The organism is Kitasatospora sp. NPDC057223, assembly GCF_042669755.1.
GTDB lineage: Bacteria > Actinomycetota > Actinomycetes > Streptomycetales > Streptomycetaceae > Kitasatospora.
Genome location: NZ_JBHUWW010000171.1, coordinates 1 through 15,822, shown reverse-complemented (window position 1 = coordinate 15,822; position 15,822 = coordinate 1). Strand labels below are relative to the sequence as shown.

The following is a 15,822-nucleotide window of genomic DNA, read 5'->3' as shown; positions in this document are numbered from 1 at the left end:
TTTTTTTTTTTATATGTGCCCGGTGCCGGCCGTCACGCCGGCACCGGCCCGACGCAGCCCCACCTCTCCTCCTCCGTGCAAGGCGCAGCCCGCGCAGAGCAGCCCGGGCACCGCGCCCCGCACCGCACACCGTGTGCCGGCCCACACCGCCGCACACCAAGGGAAGGCCTTACCCCGTGTCGCTCAAGACCGCCGAGCCCGGTGCCGACCGGGCACGCCGGGGCACTCCGGCGGGCAGGCGCTCCGGCCTGGCCCGGCTCGGTCCGCTGCCCTGGATCGCCCCGGCCATTCTGTTGATCCTGTTCGTGGTGCTCTGGCCCGTCTACGAGATGGTCCACACCTCGTTCCTGCGCATCAGCACCACCGGCTTCGTCCGCGGCTCCGCAGGCTTCGACAAGTACCGCAAGCTCTTCGACGAGCCCGACTTCCTGCCGGTGCTCGGCTGGACGGTCGTGTGGACCGTCGCCGTCGTCATCCTCACCATGGTGCTCTCCCTCGCCCTGGCGCAGCTGTTCAACCAGAACTTCCCCGGCCGCCGGCTCACCCGCTGGGCGCTGATCGCCCCCTGGGCCGCGTCCGTGCTGATGACCGCCATCGGCTTCAAGTGGATGCTGGACCGCACCGCCGGTGTCCTGAACACCGTGCTCACCGACCTCCACATCATCGACTCCCCGCAGGACTGGCTCGGCGAGCCCGGCTCCGCGAAGCCCTGGATGATCCTGGTCGCGGTCTTCGTCTCGCTCCCGTTCACCACCTACACCATCCTGGCCGGCCTGCAGACCGTGCCCGGCGAGGTCTACGAGGCCGCCAAGGTCGACGGCACCGGCCCCTGGCAGACGTACCGGCTGATCACGCTGCCGCTGTTGCGCCCGGCGCTGCTGGTCGGCCTGGTGATCAACCTGATCAACGTCTTCAACTCCTTCCCCGTCATCTGGGGCATGACCCAGGGCGGCCCGAACAGCGGCACCGCGACCAGCACCGTCTTCGCCTTCCAGTTGATGAACACCGACATCGGCGAGTCCGCGGCCATGTCCGTCATCAACTTCGGCCTGGTCGTGCTCATGGTCCTGGTCTTCCTCAAGGTCAGCCGCTGGAACCAGGAGGAGAACTGATGCCTCAGCCCACCACCGCCACCGCGCCCGCCCCGGCCTCCGCGGCCCGCCCCACGGCCGCCGCCCCTGCCGCCAGGGCACGCCGGACGATCCGCCCGCGCACGCTGGTGATCGCCTCCGTCGCCTGGCTGCTGGCCGCGCTCTTCCTGCTCCCGTACCTGGAGATGGTGGTCACCGCGCTGCGGCCCGCCGACGAACTGCGCGACGCCACCTACCTGCCCAGCCACTTCGAGTGGTCCAACCTGATCAAGGTCTGGACGGACTCCACGCTCGGCGGCAACCTGCGCGTCACCCTGCTCGTCGCGGCCGGCTCCACCCTGCTCGTGCTGCTCGTCGCCCTGCCCGCCGCGTACTACACCGCCCGCATCAAGTACCGCGGACGCAAGCTCTTCCTGCTCCTCGTCCTGGTCACCCAGATGTTCCAGCCGACCTCGCTGCTGGTCGGCCTGTACCGCGAGTTCTACCAGTTCGACATGCTCAACTCGGTCTGGACGCTGATCATCTGCAACGCCGCCTTCAACCTGGCGTTCGCGATCTGGATCCTCACCGCCTACATCTCCTCCATCCCCGTCGAACTGGAGGAGGCCGCCCAGATCGACGGTCTCGGCCGGGTCGGCGCGCTGCGGCGGGTCACCATCCCGCTGGCCATGCCCGGCATCGTCACCGCGCTGATCTTCACCTTCATCTCGGCCTGGAACGAGTTCGTGATGGGTCTGCGCCTCACCACCGTCCCCGAGAGCCAGCCGCTGACGGTCGGCATCAACAACTTCATCGGCAACTACACCGTCCAGTGGAACTACCTGTTCGCCGGCTCGGTCGTGGCGATCCTGCCCGTCGTCGTCCTGTTCGCGATCATCGAGCGCCAGGTCGTCTCCGGACTCACCGCGGGATCCGTCAAGTAGTCTGCTGAACAAGGGGGTTCACCACGATGCCGACGACGCGAGAAGCGCAGAAGCTCAGGTTCCTGGAACTGGTGGGCTTCTTGGAGAAGCTGATGAAGCAGTCCGTCCGGGCCGAACTCGGCGGCTACTACGGGAACGTGACCATACCCGTGCACACCGCCACCCGGCTCGGGCCCATCCCCGCCACCCGGCGGGCGGCCCGGATCGCCGGGGAGCGGCTCGGCTGGGACACCTACACCTACCTGGTCGACGGCCTGCTCATCCTCCGCGACCGCAGGCAGCCGCCGGAGGAGATCCGCCTGCTGGCGGGCCCGGCGGCAGCGCGCGGCCGGCTCGCCCGGGAGCAGCCGGCCTGAGGGCAAGCCCCCTGTGAGTAGCCGGCCCGAGAGCAATCCCCTTGTGAGCAACCGGCCCGAGAGCAACCGGTGCACCCGAAGCACTGGTTCAGCGCCCCGGACCCGACAACGACGTCGGGTCCGGGGTCTCGTCGTTCCGGCGGAGCTTGCGAACCCCGCAGGCCGGGAAGGATGCACCGGAGGGCGGCCCGGGCCGGGGAGCCGCCGGGCCGGGGCAGACGGCCGAGGGGGCCGAGGGGGCTGAGGACTTGAGCGAGCGACCGAGGGACAGGGGCGGGCGGTTCACCGCCCGGAGCTTCCAGGACGAAGACCCGTACCGGGCCTCGGCCCAACCCCACGACAGCAAGCAGTCGGCGCAGCGGCAGCAGGCGAGCGCCCTCCGGTGCCCCAGCTGCCACCTGCCGCTCGCGCCCTCGGCGGCGGGTACCCGCGCGGCCACGGTGCGGCGCTGGGCCTGGCTCGTCCTCGCAGTCGTCGCATCGGTGGCGGTCATCGTGCTCGGGGGGAGGGTCTTCGCGGTCGGCGGCCAGGTGCTGGAGGAGGGGGCGAGCAACCCGCTCGACGTCCTGCTGCCCGCCCTGCTGGCCGCCGTGGTGGCGGCCATCACCGGATGGATGCGCTGGGTGATGGCGAACGACCTGCGCGGGCCGGGCGGCCATGTCTCGCGCCTGAGCAGGCGCAACCTCAGCTGTCCGCACCACTGAGGTTGCCGGGTGCGGAGGTTCGGGCTTCCTGGCGGGTCAGGGTGCGCCGTCCGAGAGGCGGACGAAGTGGTAGCCGTCGGCCAGTAGGTGCGGGATCGCCGTGGCCATTCCGCCGGCCGTGCCGCCGGTCGGGTGGTTCAGGTGGGCGAGGACGACGGCGCCGGGGCCGACGGTGGTGACGGCCCGGTGGACCTGGTCCGGGGTGAAGGTGGCGCCGCCGTCGCCGTTGACCGTGAAGCCGGCGAAGCGTTCGCCCAGGTCGGTGACGATGCGGGCGGCCACCTCGTCCAGGTAGGCGGTGCCGGAGCGGAAGAACCGGGGCGGGTGGCCGAGCAGTTCGGTGAGGACGGCCCGGTTGCCCGCGATCTCGTCGTAGACCTCGCCCGCGTCCCGGGTGCCGTCGATGCCGTAGGCGGAGCGGCCGGTGACCGACAGCGGGCGGTGGGCGGTGCCGTGGTTCGCGATCTCGAACAGCGGGTCGGCCGCGAGCTGTCGGGCGATCGGCGGATTCGCCTCGATCCAGCGGGAGTTGAGGAACAGGGTGGCCGGCACGCCGTGCTGCCGCAGGGAGTCGACCAGTGCCGCGTCGTAGCCGTTGCCCTGCGGGCCGCCGCAGGCGTCGAAGGTGAGCGCGACAACCCGCTCGGACGTCGGCAGCCGGGTGACGACTCCCGGTGCGTCGAAGCCCCAACCGGTCGGCGCCGTCTGCCCGTAGCGGGTGACCACGTCGGCCCGGGTGACGCCGGCGGGCGGCGGAACGGCAGCGGGCGAGGGGGAGGGGGAGGGGGAGGGGTGGAGCGAGGGCGAGGGCGCCGCCGGCGGCAGGGCCGGCACCGGGCGTTCGGACGGACCGCAGCCCGCGAGCACCGTACCGGCCAGCCCGGTCAGTCCGGCCAGCAGTACCCGGCGACTCGACGGCATTCCGCACCTCCCGCGCAGCCCGGACACCCGGCCCCCGAACGTAGCCGGGGCGGCGCGCGGCGCGCGGCCGGACACACCCGAGGCGCCCGGCGGCACCCGGACGGCGGCATGCTGCCGCCCCCGTACGGCCCACACCGTACGGAGGCCGCAGCCGCCGGGTCAGCGGTGGTTCAGCCAGCTCATCGCGGCGGTCGGCTTGTCGCTGTAGTCGAACAGCGCCTGGTTCTCCCAGGCGTCGGCCGAGGTGGCGTCGGCCGGGTCCCAGCCGTTGCCGGTGACGGCCGTCCAGGTCGGCTCCCAGTAGAAGGCGCCGAGGCCCTTGCCGTTCGGGACGGCCTCCACCACGTTGAGCACGTCGCGGAAGTTGGCGGCCTGGCCGGCCTGGGTGGCGTCGTAGCCGGCGACCAGCTGGGAGGCGGTGGCGACGTTGTTCTCCAGCCCGTCGTCGTTGGCGAGCGTGAAGGGGTAGGCCGTCTCGGCGACGAAGACCTGCTTGTTGTAGCGGGCGGCGACGTCGTCGAGGGTGGTCTGCAGGTCGCTCAGCGGACCGTGCCAGTAGCCGTAGTAGGAGAGCCCGATGGCGTCGAACGGCACGCCGTACGAGACGGCGTTGTCGAAGAACGTCCGGGCGCCGGCGTCGTCGCCGCCCTTGGCCAGGTGCAGCGCGACCTTCGTCGAACTGCTCACCGCCTTGGCCGCGTTGGCGCCCTGGGTGAGGAGTGCGGAGAGGTTGGTCCAGTTGGCGGTGGAGCCCTCGGACCAGAGCATGCCGCCGTTGATCTCGTTGCCGATCTGCACCATGTCGGCCGTGGTGCCCTGGGCCTTCAGGGCGTTCAGCACGTCGTAGGTGTGGTTGTAGACGGCGGTCTTGAGCTGGGCGAGGGTGTAGCCGGACCAGGCGGCGGGCTTGGTCTGCTTGCCCGGGTCGGCCCAGCTGTCCGAGTAGTGGAAGTCGATCAGGACCTTCATCCCGAGGGCCTTCGCGCGCTTGGCCATCGCCAGCACCTGGGTCTTGGTGTTGTACCCGTCGGCCGGGTTGACCCAGACCTTGAGCCGGACGTAGTCGGCCCCGGCGGAGTGCAGGATGCCCAGGGCGTCCCCGGTGGTGCCGGCGGAGTTCTTGTAGAGGCCGCCCTTGTCCTCGCTCTTCCTGAGCGTGGAGACGTCCACCCCGCGGGCGGACAGCCCGGTGGATCCGGCGGTGAACGAGAGGTCGTCGACGTTCAGCCAGTTCCCGGCGTTGGCATCGGAGTTGATGCTGATGGTGCACTGGTTGCCGGTGACCGCGACCGAGGTGACCAGCCGGATCCAGGCGCCGTTCGGCGTGGGCGGCAGGTCGGTCCGCTGCTCGGCGCCGCCGCAGTTGCTCAGGGCGAGGTAGGCGGAGTTCTGGCCGCCGCTGGAGCGGACCCAGGCGGTCAGGGTGTAGGTGCCGTTCGTCAGGCCTGAAAGGTACTGGTACGTCTGGACCTTGTAGGCACTGGCCGACCAGTGGGTCAGCCGGTACGAGCCGCCGTGCCCGCCGGCCTCGGTGTAGGAGGCGCTGTTCTGGCCGGCGGCTGAGTACGTGGACCAGCCGGCCGGGGTGGCGGTGGCCGCGCTGCCGGTCTCGAAACCGGCGTTGGTGAGTGTGGTCGCGGCCTGCGCCCCGGAGGCCGGGAGCGCGACGACGGCGGCGGAGGCGAGGAGCGTGGTGGCGGCGCTGGTGGTCAGCAGGCGCTTGAATCCCTGGTGCATCGTCATCCTTGGCGATGAGGGGGGTGGGGGAGGTGGTGCCCGAGGGTGGGGGTGGTGCGGGTGGGCGGGGAGTCCGCTGGGGCAGCGGCGGGCTCCCCGCGTCCGACCGGCGGCGTGGGGTGCGTCGGTCGGAGGGACCTGCCGGAGCTGACCCTCGACGGCTCCGGCAGGTGGTCGGTGGTGGACGGCCTGGGCGGCCCTCACAGGTGGGGGCGGCCGTCAGAGGTGGGGGCGGCCGTCACAGGGGGTGGACGTCCTGAGTGGTCAGAGGTGGACGACCCGGGTGGAGTTGCCGGGGACGTCCAGGAAGGCGCTGACGGCGGTGCCGGTGAGCAGTTCGACGCCGTCGCCGGGCAGCGGGATCCGGGCGTCCGTGCCGGTGTGGTTGATCGCGAAGAGGTACCGGCCCAGCTCGCCGGCCCGCTCCACCACCTCGACGTCGCGGGGCAGTCCGCGCTCCGGCAGGCCGGCTTCGGCGGCGGCGCGGGCCAGTACGGTGTCGAGTCCGGCGGCGTCCAGCCGGCTGGAGACGTACCAGGCGGAGCCGGAGCCCAGCGCGTGCCGCGTGACGGCCGGGTGCCCGGCGGCGGGGCCGTCGGCGTACGACCAGAGGGTATCGGCGCCGCGCGGGACGACCCACTCGGACCAGCCGTCCCCCGTCAGCTCCGGTCCGTCGCCGGTCAGCCGGACCGTCTCGCCGGCCCGCAGCGGGCCGAACTCCTCGACGGTGAGGCCGAGTACGTCGCGCAGTGCGCCCGGGTGCGGGCCTGCGTGGACGGTGTCGTGCTCGTCGACGATGCCGGAGAAGTACGAGACGACGAGGGTGCCGCCGCCCTCCACGTAGCGGCGCAGGTTCTGGCTGGCCGCCTCCGTCATCAGGTAGAGCGCGGGGACGAGCACCAGGGGGTAGGCGCTCAGGTCGGCGGCCTCGGGGTGGGCGAAGTCGAGGGTGAGGTGGCGGTCGTAGCCGGCCGCGTACCAGGCGTCGGCCCGCTCGCGGGCGTCGAGTTCGACACTGGGGCGCCATTCGAGCTTCTGCGCCCACCAGGACTGCCAGTCCCAGAGGATCGCCGCGTCGGCGACGACCCGGCTGCCGCGGACGGCGCCCAGCGAGGTCAGGTCGGAGCCGAGGGCGACGACCTCGCGCCAGATCCGGCTGTCGGTGCCGGCGTGCGGGAGCATCGCGGAGTGGAACTTCTCGGTGCCGTAGCGCGAGGCCCGCCACTGGAAGAACATCGCGCCCTCGGAGCCGCGGGCCACGTGGGCGAGGCTGTTGCGGGCCAGCTCGCCGGGGCGCTTGGCGATGTTGCGGGGCTGCCAGTTGACGGCGCCGGTGGAGTGCTCCAGCAGCAGCCAGGGCTTGCCGCCGGCCACCGAGCGGGTGATGTCGGCGGACATCGCGAGGTTCACGTGGTTCCGCTCCGCCTCCGCGACCAGGTAGTGGTCGTTGGAGACGATGTCGACCTCGCGGCCCCAGGCCCAGTAGTCGACCGACTCGCACTGCGAGAGCGCGGTCATGAAGTTGGTGGTGACCGGGATGCCGGGGGCGAGGCGGTGCAGGATGTCGCGCTCGCTGCGGAAGTTCTCCAGCATGGCGTCGCTGGTGAAGCGCGCCCAGTCGAGCTGCTGGGCGGGGTTGCAGGCGGTGGGGGTGAGCCGGGGCGGGCGGACGTCGTCCCAGCGGTTGTAGTGCTGGCCCCAGAAGGCCGTGCCCCAGGCCTCGTTGAGCTCCTTGACGGTGGTGTACCGGTTGGCGAGCCAGCGCCGGAAGTGCCCGGCGGACTCCTCGCAGTAGCAGGCGCTGACCGGCACTCCGTACTCGTTGTGGACGTGCCACAGGGCGAGCGCGGGGTGGCCGGCGTAGCGCAGCGCGAGCTGCTCGGTGATGGCGGCGGCCGCGGCCCGGTAGGCGGGCGAGCTGTGGCAGATCGCACCGCGCCCGCCGAACTCGTAGCGGACGCCCTCGCGGGAGACCGGCAGTGCCTCGGGGTGCTCGCGGTAGAACCAGGCGGGCGGTACGACGGTGGGGGTGCCGAGGTCGACGCGGATGCCGGCCTCGTGCAGCAGGTCCAGCAGGCGGTCGAGCCAGCCGAACTCGTACTGCCCGCGCTCGGTCTCCAGCAGCGACCAGGAGAAGATGCCGACGCTGACCATGGTGACGCCGGCTTCGCGCATCAGCCGGACGTCCTCCGGCCAGACCTCCTCCGGCCACTGCTCGGGGTTGTAGTCGCCGCCGTAGGCGAGCGCGTCCAGACCGGCCGGCCAGGTGGGCCCGGTCGTGGGGCGCGGCGCCACGGCCGGGGTGTTCTCACTGGTCGGCCGGTGATCCATGGGTGCTCCATCAGGCAGGTATGCGAACGGCGATGGCTCGGCGCTCTGTCACGACGATGACCCGGCGGTCCGTGCGGACTGTGCACGTGCACAGTCGCCGGGTCGTTGTGTTTCGCATAGATAACCGTATGACTGCGGGGATTGACAAGTGTCCGGCGGGTTTCCGTACTGTGAACGTGCACAAGCCGCCGCGGTCGATAACTCGCCCGGCCGGTTCTCCACCGGCCGCCTGTCGGCGCGCTCCCCCCATGTGCGAACCCCCTGTGCAATCCAGAGCTCCAGCCACCCCACTGACTCAGCCGTGATCCTCGGGAGGATCCATGCACCGTCGCCTCGCCATCGCCGCAGCAGCCGCACTCGCCGGCACGCTCGCCCTCACCGCCTGCGGCAGCAGCGGAGGCAGCGGCGACGCAGCCGCCAAGCCCGCCGCCGGCCCGGTGAAGCTGACCTTCTGGTCCTGGACGCCCAACATGGACAAGGTCGCCGAGATCTGGAACCAGTCCCACCCCGACATCCAGGTCAGCGTCCAGAAGCAGGCCTCCGGTGACGACCTGGTCACCAAGACCATCACCGCCGCCAAGGCGGGCAACGCCCCCGACCTGCTCCAGGCCGAGTACCAGGCGCTGCCGACCCTGGTCAGCAACGACGTGCTCGCCGACATCGCCAAGCAGGCGGGCGGTACCAAGGACAAGTTCGCGGCCGGTGTCTGGTCGCAGGTGACCCTCGGCTCCGACGCGGTCTACGCGATCCCCGAGGACACCGCCCCGCTCGCCCTCTACTACCGCCAGGACCTCTTCCAGCAGTACGGCCTCAAGGTGCCGACCACCTGGGCCGAGTTCGCCGACGCCGCCCGCCAGCTCAAGCAGAAGGACCCGGCCAAGGCGCTCACCACCTTCTCCTCCAACGACTCCGGCCTGTTCGCCGGACTCGCCCAGCAGGCCGGCGCCAAGTGGTGGACCAGCTCCGGCGAGACCTGGAAGGTCGGCATCGACGACGCGGCGAGCAAGAAGGTCGCCGACTTCTGGGGCGGCCTGGTCAAGGAGGGGGCGATCGACAACCAGCCGATGTACACCCCGGCCTGGAGCAAGGCGCTGAACGACGGCAGCCAGATCGCCTGGGTCAGCGCGGTGTGGGCGCCCGGCGTGTTCACCGGCTCGGCGCCGGACACCAAGGGCAAGTGGGCGATGGCCCCGCTCCCGCAGTGGAACGCCGGCGAGGCCGTCACCGGCAGCTGGGGCGGCTCCACCACCGGTGTCACCACCGGCGCCGCCAAGGCCGGCCACGCCGACGCCGCCGCCCAGTTCGCCACCTGGCTGAACACCGACCCGCAGGCCGTCTCCGCGCTCGTCAAGGAGGCCGGCATCTACCCGGCGGCCACCGCCGCGCAGACCGGTGACGCCCTCGCCACCGCGCCCGAGTTCTTCTCGAACCAGCCGGACTTCTACACCAAGGCCGCCGAGATCGCGAAGAACACCGCCCCCGCCGCCTGGGGCCCGAACGTCAACGTCGCGTACTCCACCTTCAAGGACGCCTTCGGCAAGGCCGCCCAGGACAAGAGCGACTTCTCCGCCGCGCTGACCGCGATGCAGCAGGCCACCGTCGCCGACCTGAAGAAGAACGGCTTCAAGACCGAGGGCTGACCCGCCCGGACGTACCCGCCCACCAGCCCGGGGCTGCCGCAGCGCAGCCCCGGGGCCCGTACCCCCTGAACCGAGGACTGCCATGGCCGCACCGGCGCCCCCCTCCACCAGGCCCGCCCGGCGCCTGGCCCCGTACGCCTTCCTCACGCCCGCCGTCAGCCTGTTCGCGCTGTTCTTCGCGCTGCCGATCGGGTACGCGATCTACCTCAGCTTCCGTGCCGTGCGCGTCTCGGGCCTCGGCCTCGGCTCGCACGCCCGGACGGAGGTGTGGGCGGGGCTGTCCAACTACACCAGCGCGCTCACCGACCCCGAACTGCTCGCCGGCTCCGGCCGCACCCTGCTGTACGGGGCCCTGCTGGTGCCGACCATGCTCGGCGGCGCCCTGCTGCTCGCCCTGCTGCTGGACACCCCGCGCGTGCGGCTGCGCCCGTTCTCCCGGCTGGCGATCTTCCTGCCGTACGCCGTCCCGGGCATCGTCGCCTCGCTGCTCTGGGGCTTCCTCTACCTGCCGACGGTCAGCCCCGGGTACTTCCTGCTGACCAAGGCCGGCATGAGCGGCCCGGACCTGCTGCACGGCAACGGGCTGTTCGTCGCGCTCGCCAACATCGCGGTCTGGGGCGGCACCGGCTTCAACATGATCGTCATCTACACCTCGCTGCGCGCCATCCCGACCGACCTCTACGAGGCCGCCCGGCTGGACGGCTGCTCCGAGCTGCAGATCGCGCTGAAGATCAAGATCCCGATGGTGATGCCCTCGCTGGTGCTCACCTTCTTCTTCTCGATGATCGCCACTCTCCAGGTGTTCAGCGAGCCGATGACCCTCAAGCCGATGACCAACAGCATGAGCTCCACCTGGAGCCCGCTGATGAAGGTCTATCGCGACGCCTTCGTCCAGGGCGACATCTACTCCGCCGCCGCGACCTCGGTGGTCATCGCCACGGCGACCCTGCTCCTGTCCTTCGGCTTCCTGAAGCTGGTCAACAAGCGCTCCGACGGAGGCAACTGAGATGGCTACCTCCCTGGCGGAACGCCGCCGGACCGCGCCCGCACCGGGGACCGCCACCGGCACCCGGCCCGCCCCGCGCCGCCGCACCGCCTGGCTCCCCACCCTGATCCTGTTCCTCGGCGCGGTCTACTGCCTGATCCCGATCATCTGGGTGGTGATGGCCTCCACCAAGAGCAGCGGGGAGCTGTTCACCACCTTCACCTTCGCCCCCGGCAGCGGCCTGCTCGACAACCTCGCCGAGCTGTCCGCCTACCGCGACGGCGTGTACTGGCAGTGGCTGGCCAACTCCGCCCTCTACGCGGGCGTCGGCGCGCTGCTGTCCGCCGCGCTGTCCGGCGTCACCGGCTACGCCCTCGCCAAGTACCGGTTCAAGGGCCGCAACGCGATCTTCAACATCCTGCTGGCTGGCGTGCTGATGCCGCCGGTCACCCTCGCCGTGCCGCAGTACCTGCTGATGTCCAAGGCCGGCCTGGCCGACAGCTACTGGTCGGTGCTGCTGCCCAGCATCGTCAGCCCGTACGGCATCTACCTGGCCCGGATCTACGCGGCCGCCGCCATCCCGGACGAGATCATCGAGGCCGCCCGGGTGGACGGCGCGCGCGAGTTCCGGCTGTTCCGCAGCGTCGCGCTGCCGATCATGGTGCCGGGGCTGGTCACGGTCTTCCTGTTCCAGTTCGTGGCGATCTGGAACAACTTCCTGCTGCCGTACATCATGCTCGGCGACGACCACAAGTTCCCGGTCACCGTCGGCCTGTTCTCGCTGCTCCAGCAGGGCGCCAACGCGCCGGCCCTCTACACCCTGGTGATCACCGGCGCGCTGCTCTCCATCGTTCCGCTGATCGCCCTGTTCCTGGGACTCCAGCGCTACTGGCGCATGGATCTGCTCTCCGGGGCCGTAAAGTCCTGACCGTCCGCCAGTACCCTTCTCGCCACCACCGTTCGCGTCAGCACCACTCCCCGAGGAACCGACCATGACGGAACCCGCGCCCCGGGCCCGGCCCGCCGGAAAGACCCGGCGGCCACCGACCATCCACGACGTGGCCGCCGAGGCCGGCGTCTCGCGCGGCACCGTCTCGCGCGTCCTCCAGGGCGGGCACAACGTCAGCCCGGCCGCGCTGGCCGCGGTGAACGCCGCGATCAGGAAGCTCGGGTACGTCGTCAACCGGCACGCCCGCAACCTGGTGACGCAGCGGTCCAACTCGGTCGCCTTCCTGCTCACCGAACCGCAGGAGCGCTTCTTCGAGGACCCCAACTTCACCACGCTGCTCCGGGGTTGCACGGCCGCACTGGGCGAGCACGACATCCCGCTGCTGCTGATGACGGCCGGCAACGAGGCGGAGCGCCGCCGGGTCGCGCGCTACCTCGCCGCCGGGCACGTGGACGGCGTCCTGCTGGTCTCCTCGCACAGCGGCAACCCGATGATCGAGCAGCTGCGCGAGGCCGCCGTCCCGGTGGTGTCCTGCGGCAAGCCGCTCGGCCAGCGCGGGCGGGTGGCCTACGTGGCCGCCGACGACCGCGAGGGCGCCAAGGACATGGTCCGCCACCTGCTCGACTCCGGCCGCAGCCGGGTCGCCACCATCGCCGGCCCGCAGGACACGCCCGGCGGCGTCGAGCGCCTCTACGGCTACCGCGAGGTGCTCGGCGAGTACGGCATCGGGTACGACGAGCGGCTGGTCGCGGTCGGCGACTACAGCCGGGCCGGCGGCGAGGCCGCCATAACGCGGCTGCTCGCCGCCGCACCCGACCTGGACGCCGTCTTCGTCGCCTCCGACCTGATGGCGGACGGCGCCCTCGCCGCCCTGGAGCGGGCCGGCCGCTCCGTCCCGGGCGACGTCGCGGTGGGCGGGTTCGACGACTCGCCGATCGCCCTCGCCACCCGCCCCTCGCTGACCACCGTCCGCCAGCCGTGGGACCGGATCAGCGACGAGATGGTCCGCCTGCTCCTCGCGCAGATCACCGGCGAGGAGCCGGCCACCGTGATCCTCCGGACGGAACTGGTGATCCGCGAGTCGGCCTGACCGGCTGCCGGCCCGACCGCCGCCGGCCCGGGTGCTGCCGTCCCGGGCCGGCGTGCGGCGCTGCTCAGGCGAGCGAGGCCGCCTTCTCCAGATGGGCCTTGGCCGCCCTGAGCGTGGTCAGGCTGTTGGTGCCCAGGGCGTGCCGGACGACGTCGTGGCCCTGCTGGAGGCTGTCCACCCCGGGCAGGCCGAGGATCTGCTCCGGGTCGAGGACGACGGTGTGGTGCGAGGTGGCGCGGGTGGCGCCCGGTCCGGCCCCGGGCTCCGGTGCGAGCGTCCAGCGGCCGGTGTGCGCGGTGAAGGCGGCGGGCAGCAGCGTCTGCTTGTAGACCAGGGTGTGCGGCGTCAGTCCGATCCGGACCGACCTGGTGGTGTGCGCGCTGCCGTCGGGGGAGCGCGTGTCCATCTCCAGCAGCTGGCGGCCGGGCCGGCTCTCCGTCAGTTCGACCCGCGCGACGTGCGGCAGCCGCTGCGGCCACAGGTCCGCCCGGTAGAGGTAGTCGTAGATCTCCTGCGCGGAGGCCCGGATGACGACCGAGTCCTCGAAGGAGTGCCGCAGCGCGGAGCCCTCCCGGTGCCGTTCGGCCGCGCTGCGCAGCGCGGCGAGTTCGGTACCGCTGTTGCGGTCGGTGGCCTCCTCGATCCAGGCCAGGCTCGCGGGGTCGTCGCCGACCGCGCTGAAGCGGTGGGTGAGGACCACCCGGCTTCCCCCGTCCGGCAGTTCACCGATCTCCCAGCGCCCGCTCATGGCGGCGACCGGCGCGGCGCTCTGCTGCTGGACGAAGTCGATGGCCAGCTCCGCGGGGAGGATCCGGCGCTCGGAGGTCCAGGCCCGCACCTCCTCCCCGGCCAGGGCCCAGATGCGCAGCTGCTCCCGGCCGCCGTCGAGCGCCGTGCGCTCCACGTGCACCGTGGGCGGGAACAGCTCCGGCCACTGGACGGCGTCGGCGAGCAGCCGGTGGACCAGCCGGGGCTGCGCCGCGATGTCGATGGTGTGCCGGACGTCGCGGATGACGGGGTGGTTCACGCTTCTCTCCCTGTTCGTGGCGGGGTGGGGGCGGTGCGGGCTGCGGGGGCTCGTCCCGGGCCGCGCGCTCAGCGCAGGTGCACGCCGCCGTCGGCGAGCAGCACACTGCCGGTGGTGTAGGGCGACCGGACGAGGCCGAGCACGGCGGCGGCGACGTCGTCCGCGGTGCCGATCCGGCGCAGCGGGGCGAGGGCGGCGACCTGTTCCCGGGGCCCGGTCAGGGGCGCCGTCCAGTCGGTGTCGATCAGGCCGGGGGCGACGGCGTTCACCCGCAGCTCCGGCCCCAGGGTGGCGGCGAGCAGCCGGGTGAGGTGTTCGAGGGCGGCCTTGCTCACGGCGTACGGGATCGAGCTGCCGGCCGGCCGCGAGCCGGCGATCGAGGTGATGTTGACGATCGACCCGTCGCCGCCGGCCTTCAGGTGCGGCACCGCCGCGACCGTGACCTGCCAGGTGCCGATCAGGTTGACGTCGAGGATCTCGCGCCAGACCTCCGGGGTGGCCGCCGCCAGGTCGTCGTGCGCGATGATCCGGGTGGTACCGGCGTTGTTCACCAGGACGTCGAGCCGGCCGTAGTGCGTGACCACGTCCTCCACGAGCCGCCGGGCCGCGTCCGCGTCCGAGATGTCGGCCTGCAGGTGGACGGCGTCCGGCAGGCTCGCGGCCACGGCGCGCCCGGCCTCGGCGGACCTGGCCGAGTTGACCGCCACGCGGTAGCCCTCCGCGCTCAGCCGCCGGGCCACGGCCGCGCCGATCCCGGACGAGGAACCGGTCACCAGTGCTACGGGCTGATCGCTCATCGTCTCTCCCCAGGGTGGTCGGCCGGGCCCGCCGCGGCGGCGGGGCCGGGTGCGGGGCCTTCCGTCGGCTCCGGACGGCGTCACTCTGGCCGGTCCGGATGGAGAACGACTGGAGATCCGGTGGGAAAGGGAGCATTTCTTTCCGGAATGTTGCGCCCGGTCAACCCGTGCAAAGCGCGGCGCGTAATCGGTCAGGTCCGATCATTTCGGACGAGGGGTCGGATCATGCTGTGGGCACTGGACCTGAGGCTTTGCGTGAAGCTAGAGTCGTGTGGGAACACATCACATATTCAAGCACCGCCATCTGTCGAATCGTCGGATCCAGTCGTCGCGCGGCTTCCTGCCCGACTCGAATCCGGTTCGGCACAGTTACCTCTCCTGTGACGCTGGGCGAATCGGAAGGTGTTGGGAATCGATGAGTATGGAATTCGGAGTCCTCGGGCCGCTGACACTGGAGTCGGGCGGGCGCAGTTTCTTACCGACCGCCCCCAAACCCAAACAGCTGCTGGCCCTGCTGGTGCTCAACGCGAACCGGGTGACGTCGGCCGCCGCCTGCATAGAGGAGCTGTGGCACAGCGACCCGCCGGCCACCGCCGGCTCCACCCTGCAGACCTACGTCCTGCACATCCGCAAGGCCCTCGGCCTCGTCCCGGGCGTCGGATCGCTCACGGCGGCCCGGGGCATCCTCAAGACCTACGACTACGGCTACGAGCTGGAGGTCTGCCCGGACGACGTGGACGTCTACCGCTTCGGCATGCTGGTCCGCGAGGGGCAGCGCGCCCAGGACCGCGGCCACGACCACCGCGCCGCCGAACTGTTCGGGCAGGCCCTGGACGTCTGGCGCGGCGACGTCCTCGTCGACGTCCAGCTCGGGCCGTCCCTCCAGGTGCACGCCAGGGGGCTGGAGGAGGCCCGGCTGGGGGTCTGGGAGCGCCGGATCGAGGCCGAGCTGCGTCTCGGCCGCCACCATCGGCTGCTGAGCGAGCTGGCCAGCACGGCGGCCCGCTACCCGGTGCACGAGAACATCCACGCGCAGCTCATGGTGGCGCTCTACCGCTCCGGCCGGCAGACCGACGCGCTGGCCGTCTTCCAACGCCTGCGCGCGGTCCTGCGCAGAGAGCTGGGGCTGGACCCCTCGGTCAAGCTGCAGCGCCTCTACCAGGCGGTGCTGCGCGCCGACCCGCTGCTGGACATCCACCTCGGCGGCGGGCCCGGCCTCTCGCTCGACCTGGCGGTCGAGGCCGCCCGGTCGGCCTAGGCCGACCGGACAC

14 protein-coding genes are annotated in these 15,822 nt (G+C 71.7%); 9 read left to right on the top strand and 5 right to left on the bottom strand.

All coding sequences use genetic code 11. From position 1 onward, the window contains the following. Positions 1–176: 176 nt before the first annotated feature. The 4 genes from ACFUK0_RS36140 to ACFUK0_RS36125 all read left to right on the top strand — a co-directional run bounded on the left by ACFUK0_RS36140 (position 177) and on the right by ACFUK0_RS36125 (position 3,074). Positions 177–1,112, top strand: coding sequence for a carbohydrate ABC transporter permease (locus ACFUK0_RS36140; RefSeq protein WP_380257569.1), 936 nt, complete (start codon positions 177–179; stop codon positions 1,110–1,112). Then, positions 1,112–2,014: a carbohydrate ABC transporter permease gene (locus ACFUK0_RS36135; protein WP_380257567.1), complete on the top strand. Its 903-nt coding sequence runs from the start codon at positions 1,112–1,114 to the stop codon at positions 2,012–2,014. The genes ACFUK0_RS36140 and ACFUK0_RS36135 overlap by 1 nt, the downstream gene beginning before the upstream one ends. Positions 2,015–2,040: 26 nt before the next feature. Beyond that, positions 2,041–2,370, top strand: coding sequence for a hypothetical protein (locus tag ACFUK0_RS36130; protein WP_380257565.1), 330 nt, complete (start codon positions 2,041–2,043; stop codon positions 2,368–2,370). A 248-nt stretch (positions 2,371–2,618) separates the two neighbouring features. Continuing rightward, positions 2,619–3,074, top strand: a complete 456-nt coding sequence (locus ACFUK0_RS36125) for a hypothetical protein (protein WP_380257563.1) — start codon at positions 2,619–2,621, stop codon at positions 3,072–3,074. Positions 3,075–3,110: 36 nt separating this feature from the next. Here the strand turns inward: ACFUK0_RS36125 and ACFUK0_RS36120 are convergent, their stop codons facing one another. From ACFUK0_RS36120 to ACFUK0_RS36110, 3 genes are all read right to left on the bottom strand, one after another. Continuing rightward, positions 3,111–3,995, bottom strand: a complete 885-nt coding sequence (locus ACFUK0_RS36120; RefSeq protein ID WP_380257561.1) for a polysaccharide deacetylase family protein — start codon at positions 3,993–3,995, stop codon at positions 3,111–3,113. A 159-nt stretch (positions 3,996–4,154) separates the two neighbouring features. Beyond that, positions 4,155–5,732 (bottom strand): arabinogalactan endo-beta-1,4-galactanase, encoded by a 1,578-nt coding sequence (locus ACFUK0_RS36115; protein WP_380257559.1) that lies wholly within the window; start codon positions 5,730–5,732, stop codon positions 4,155–4,157. Between the two features lie 264 nt (positions 5,733–5,996). Then, positions 5,997–8,063, bottom strand: a complete 2,067-nt coding sequence (locus ACFUK0_RS36110; RefSeq protein WP_380257558.1) for a beta-galactosidase — start codon at positions 8,061–8,063, stop codon at positions 5,997–5,999. A gap of 320 nt (positions 8,064–8,383) precedes the next feature. On the opposite strand from ACFUK0_RS36110, the gene ACFUK0_RS36105 reads away from it, so the two are divergent. The 4 genes from ACFUK0_RS36105 (at position 8,384) to ACFUK0_RS36090 (ending at position 12,727) form a co-directional block, all read left to right on the top strand. Beyond that, on the top strand, positions 8,384–9,703 hold the full coding sequence (locus tag ACFUK0_RS36105) for an ABC transporter substrate-binding protein (RefSeq protein ID WP_380257557.1): 1,320 nt from the start codon (positions 8,384–8,386) through the stop codon (positions 9,701–9,703). Between the two features lie 82 nt (positions 9,704–9,785). Next, entirely contained in the window at positions 9,786–10,709 is a 924-nt protein-coding gene (locus tag ACFUK0_RS36100; RefSeq protein ID WP_380257555.1) for a carbohydrate ABC transporter permease, read from the top strand. A 1-nt stretch (position 10,710) separates the two neighbouring features. After that, positions 10,711–11,616 (top strand): carbohydrate ABC transporter permease, encoded by a 906-nt coding sequence (locus tag ACFUK0_RS36095; protein WP_380257552.1) that lies wholly within the window; start codon positions 10,711–10,713, stop codon positions 11,614–11,616. 64 nt (positions 11,617–11,680) lie between these two features. Continuing rightward, the gene (locus tag ACFUK0_RS36090) at positions 11,681–12,727 is read left to right on the top strand and encodes a LacI family DNA-binding transcriptional regulator (RefSeq protein WP_380257549.1); all 1,047 of its coding nucleotides are present in this window, start codon (positions 11,681–11,683) and stop codon (positions 12,725–12,727) included. A 64-nt stretch (positions 12,728–12,791) separates the two neighbouring features. Here the strand turns inward: ACFUK0_RS36090 and ACFUK0_RS36085 are convergent, their stop codons facing one another. Together ACFUK0_RS36085 and ACFUK0_RS36080 are read right to left on the bottom strand one after the other, a co-directional pair. Then, entirely contained in the window at positions 12,792–13,754 is a 963-nt protein-coding gene (locus ACFUK0_RS36085; protein ID WP_380257546.1) for an aromatase/cyclase, read from the bottom strand. A gap of 68 nt (positions 13,755–13,822) precedes the next feature. Then, entirely contained in the window at positions 13,823–14,551 is a 729-nt protein-coding gene (locus tag ACFUK0_RS36080) for an SDR family NAD(P)-dependent oxidoreductase (RefSeq protein WP_380257544.1), read from the bottom strand. 415 nt (positions 14,552–14,966) lie between these two features. On the opposite strand from ACFUK0_RS36080, the gene ACFUK0_RS36075 reads away from it, so the two are divergent. Next, positions 14,967–15,809, top strand: a complete 843-nt coding sequence (locus ACFUK0_RS36075) for a BTAD domain-containing putative transcriptional regulator (protein ID WP_380257542.1) — start codon at positions 14,967–14,969, stop codon at positions 15,807–15,809. Positions 15,810–15,822: the final 13 nt, after the last annotated feature.

Coding starts and splice junctions, on each gene's coding strand:
- ACFUK0_RS36135 (WP_380257567.1), top strand. CDS start 1,112: ATGCCTCAGCCCACCACCGCCACCGCGCCCGCCCCGGCCTCCGCGGCC.
- ACFUK0_RS36130 (WP_380257565.1), top strand. CDS start 2,041: ATGCCGACGACGCGAGAAGCGCAGAAGCTCAGGTTCCTGGAACTGGTG.
- ACFUK0_RS36120 (WP_380257561.1), bottom strand. CDS start 3,995: ATGCCGTCGAGTCGCCGGGTACTGCTGGCCGGACTGACCGGGCTGGCC.
- ACFUK0_RS36115 (WP_380257559.1), bottom strand. CDS start 5,732: ATGCACCAGGGATTCAAGCGCCTGCTGACCACCAGCGCCGCCACCACG.
- ACFUK0_RS36110 (WP_380257558.1), bottom strand. CDS start 8,063: ATGGATCACCGGCCGACCAGTGAGAACACCCCGGCCGTGGCGCCGCGC.
- ACFUK0_RS36105 (WP_380257557.1), top strand. CDS start 8,384: ATGCACCGTCGCCTCGCCATCGCCGCAGCAGCCGCACTCGCCGGCACG.
- ACFUK0_RS36100 (WP_380257555.1), top strand. CDS start 9,786: ATGGCCGCACCGGCGCCCCCCTCCACCAGGCCCGCCCGGCGCCTGGCC.
- ACFUK0_RS36095 (WP_380257552.1), top strand. CDS start 10,711: ATGGCTACCTCCCTGGCGGAACGCCGCCGGACCGCGCCCGCACCGGGG.
- ACFUK0_RS36090 (WP_380257549.1), top strand. CDS start 11,681: ATGACGGAACCCGCGCCCCGGGCCCGGCCCGCCGGAAAGACCCGGCGG.
- ACFUK0_RS36080 (WP_380257544.1), bottom strand. CDS start 14,551: ATGAGCGATCAGCCCGTAGCACTGGTGACCGGTTCCTCGTCCGGGATC.
- ACFUK0_RS36075 (WP_380257542.1), top strand. CDS start 14,967: ATGAGTATGGAATTCGGAGTCCTCGGGCCGCTGACACTGGAGTCGGGC.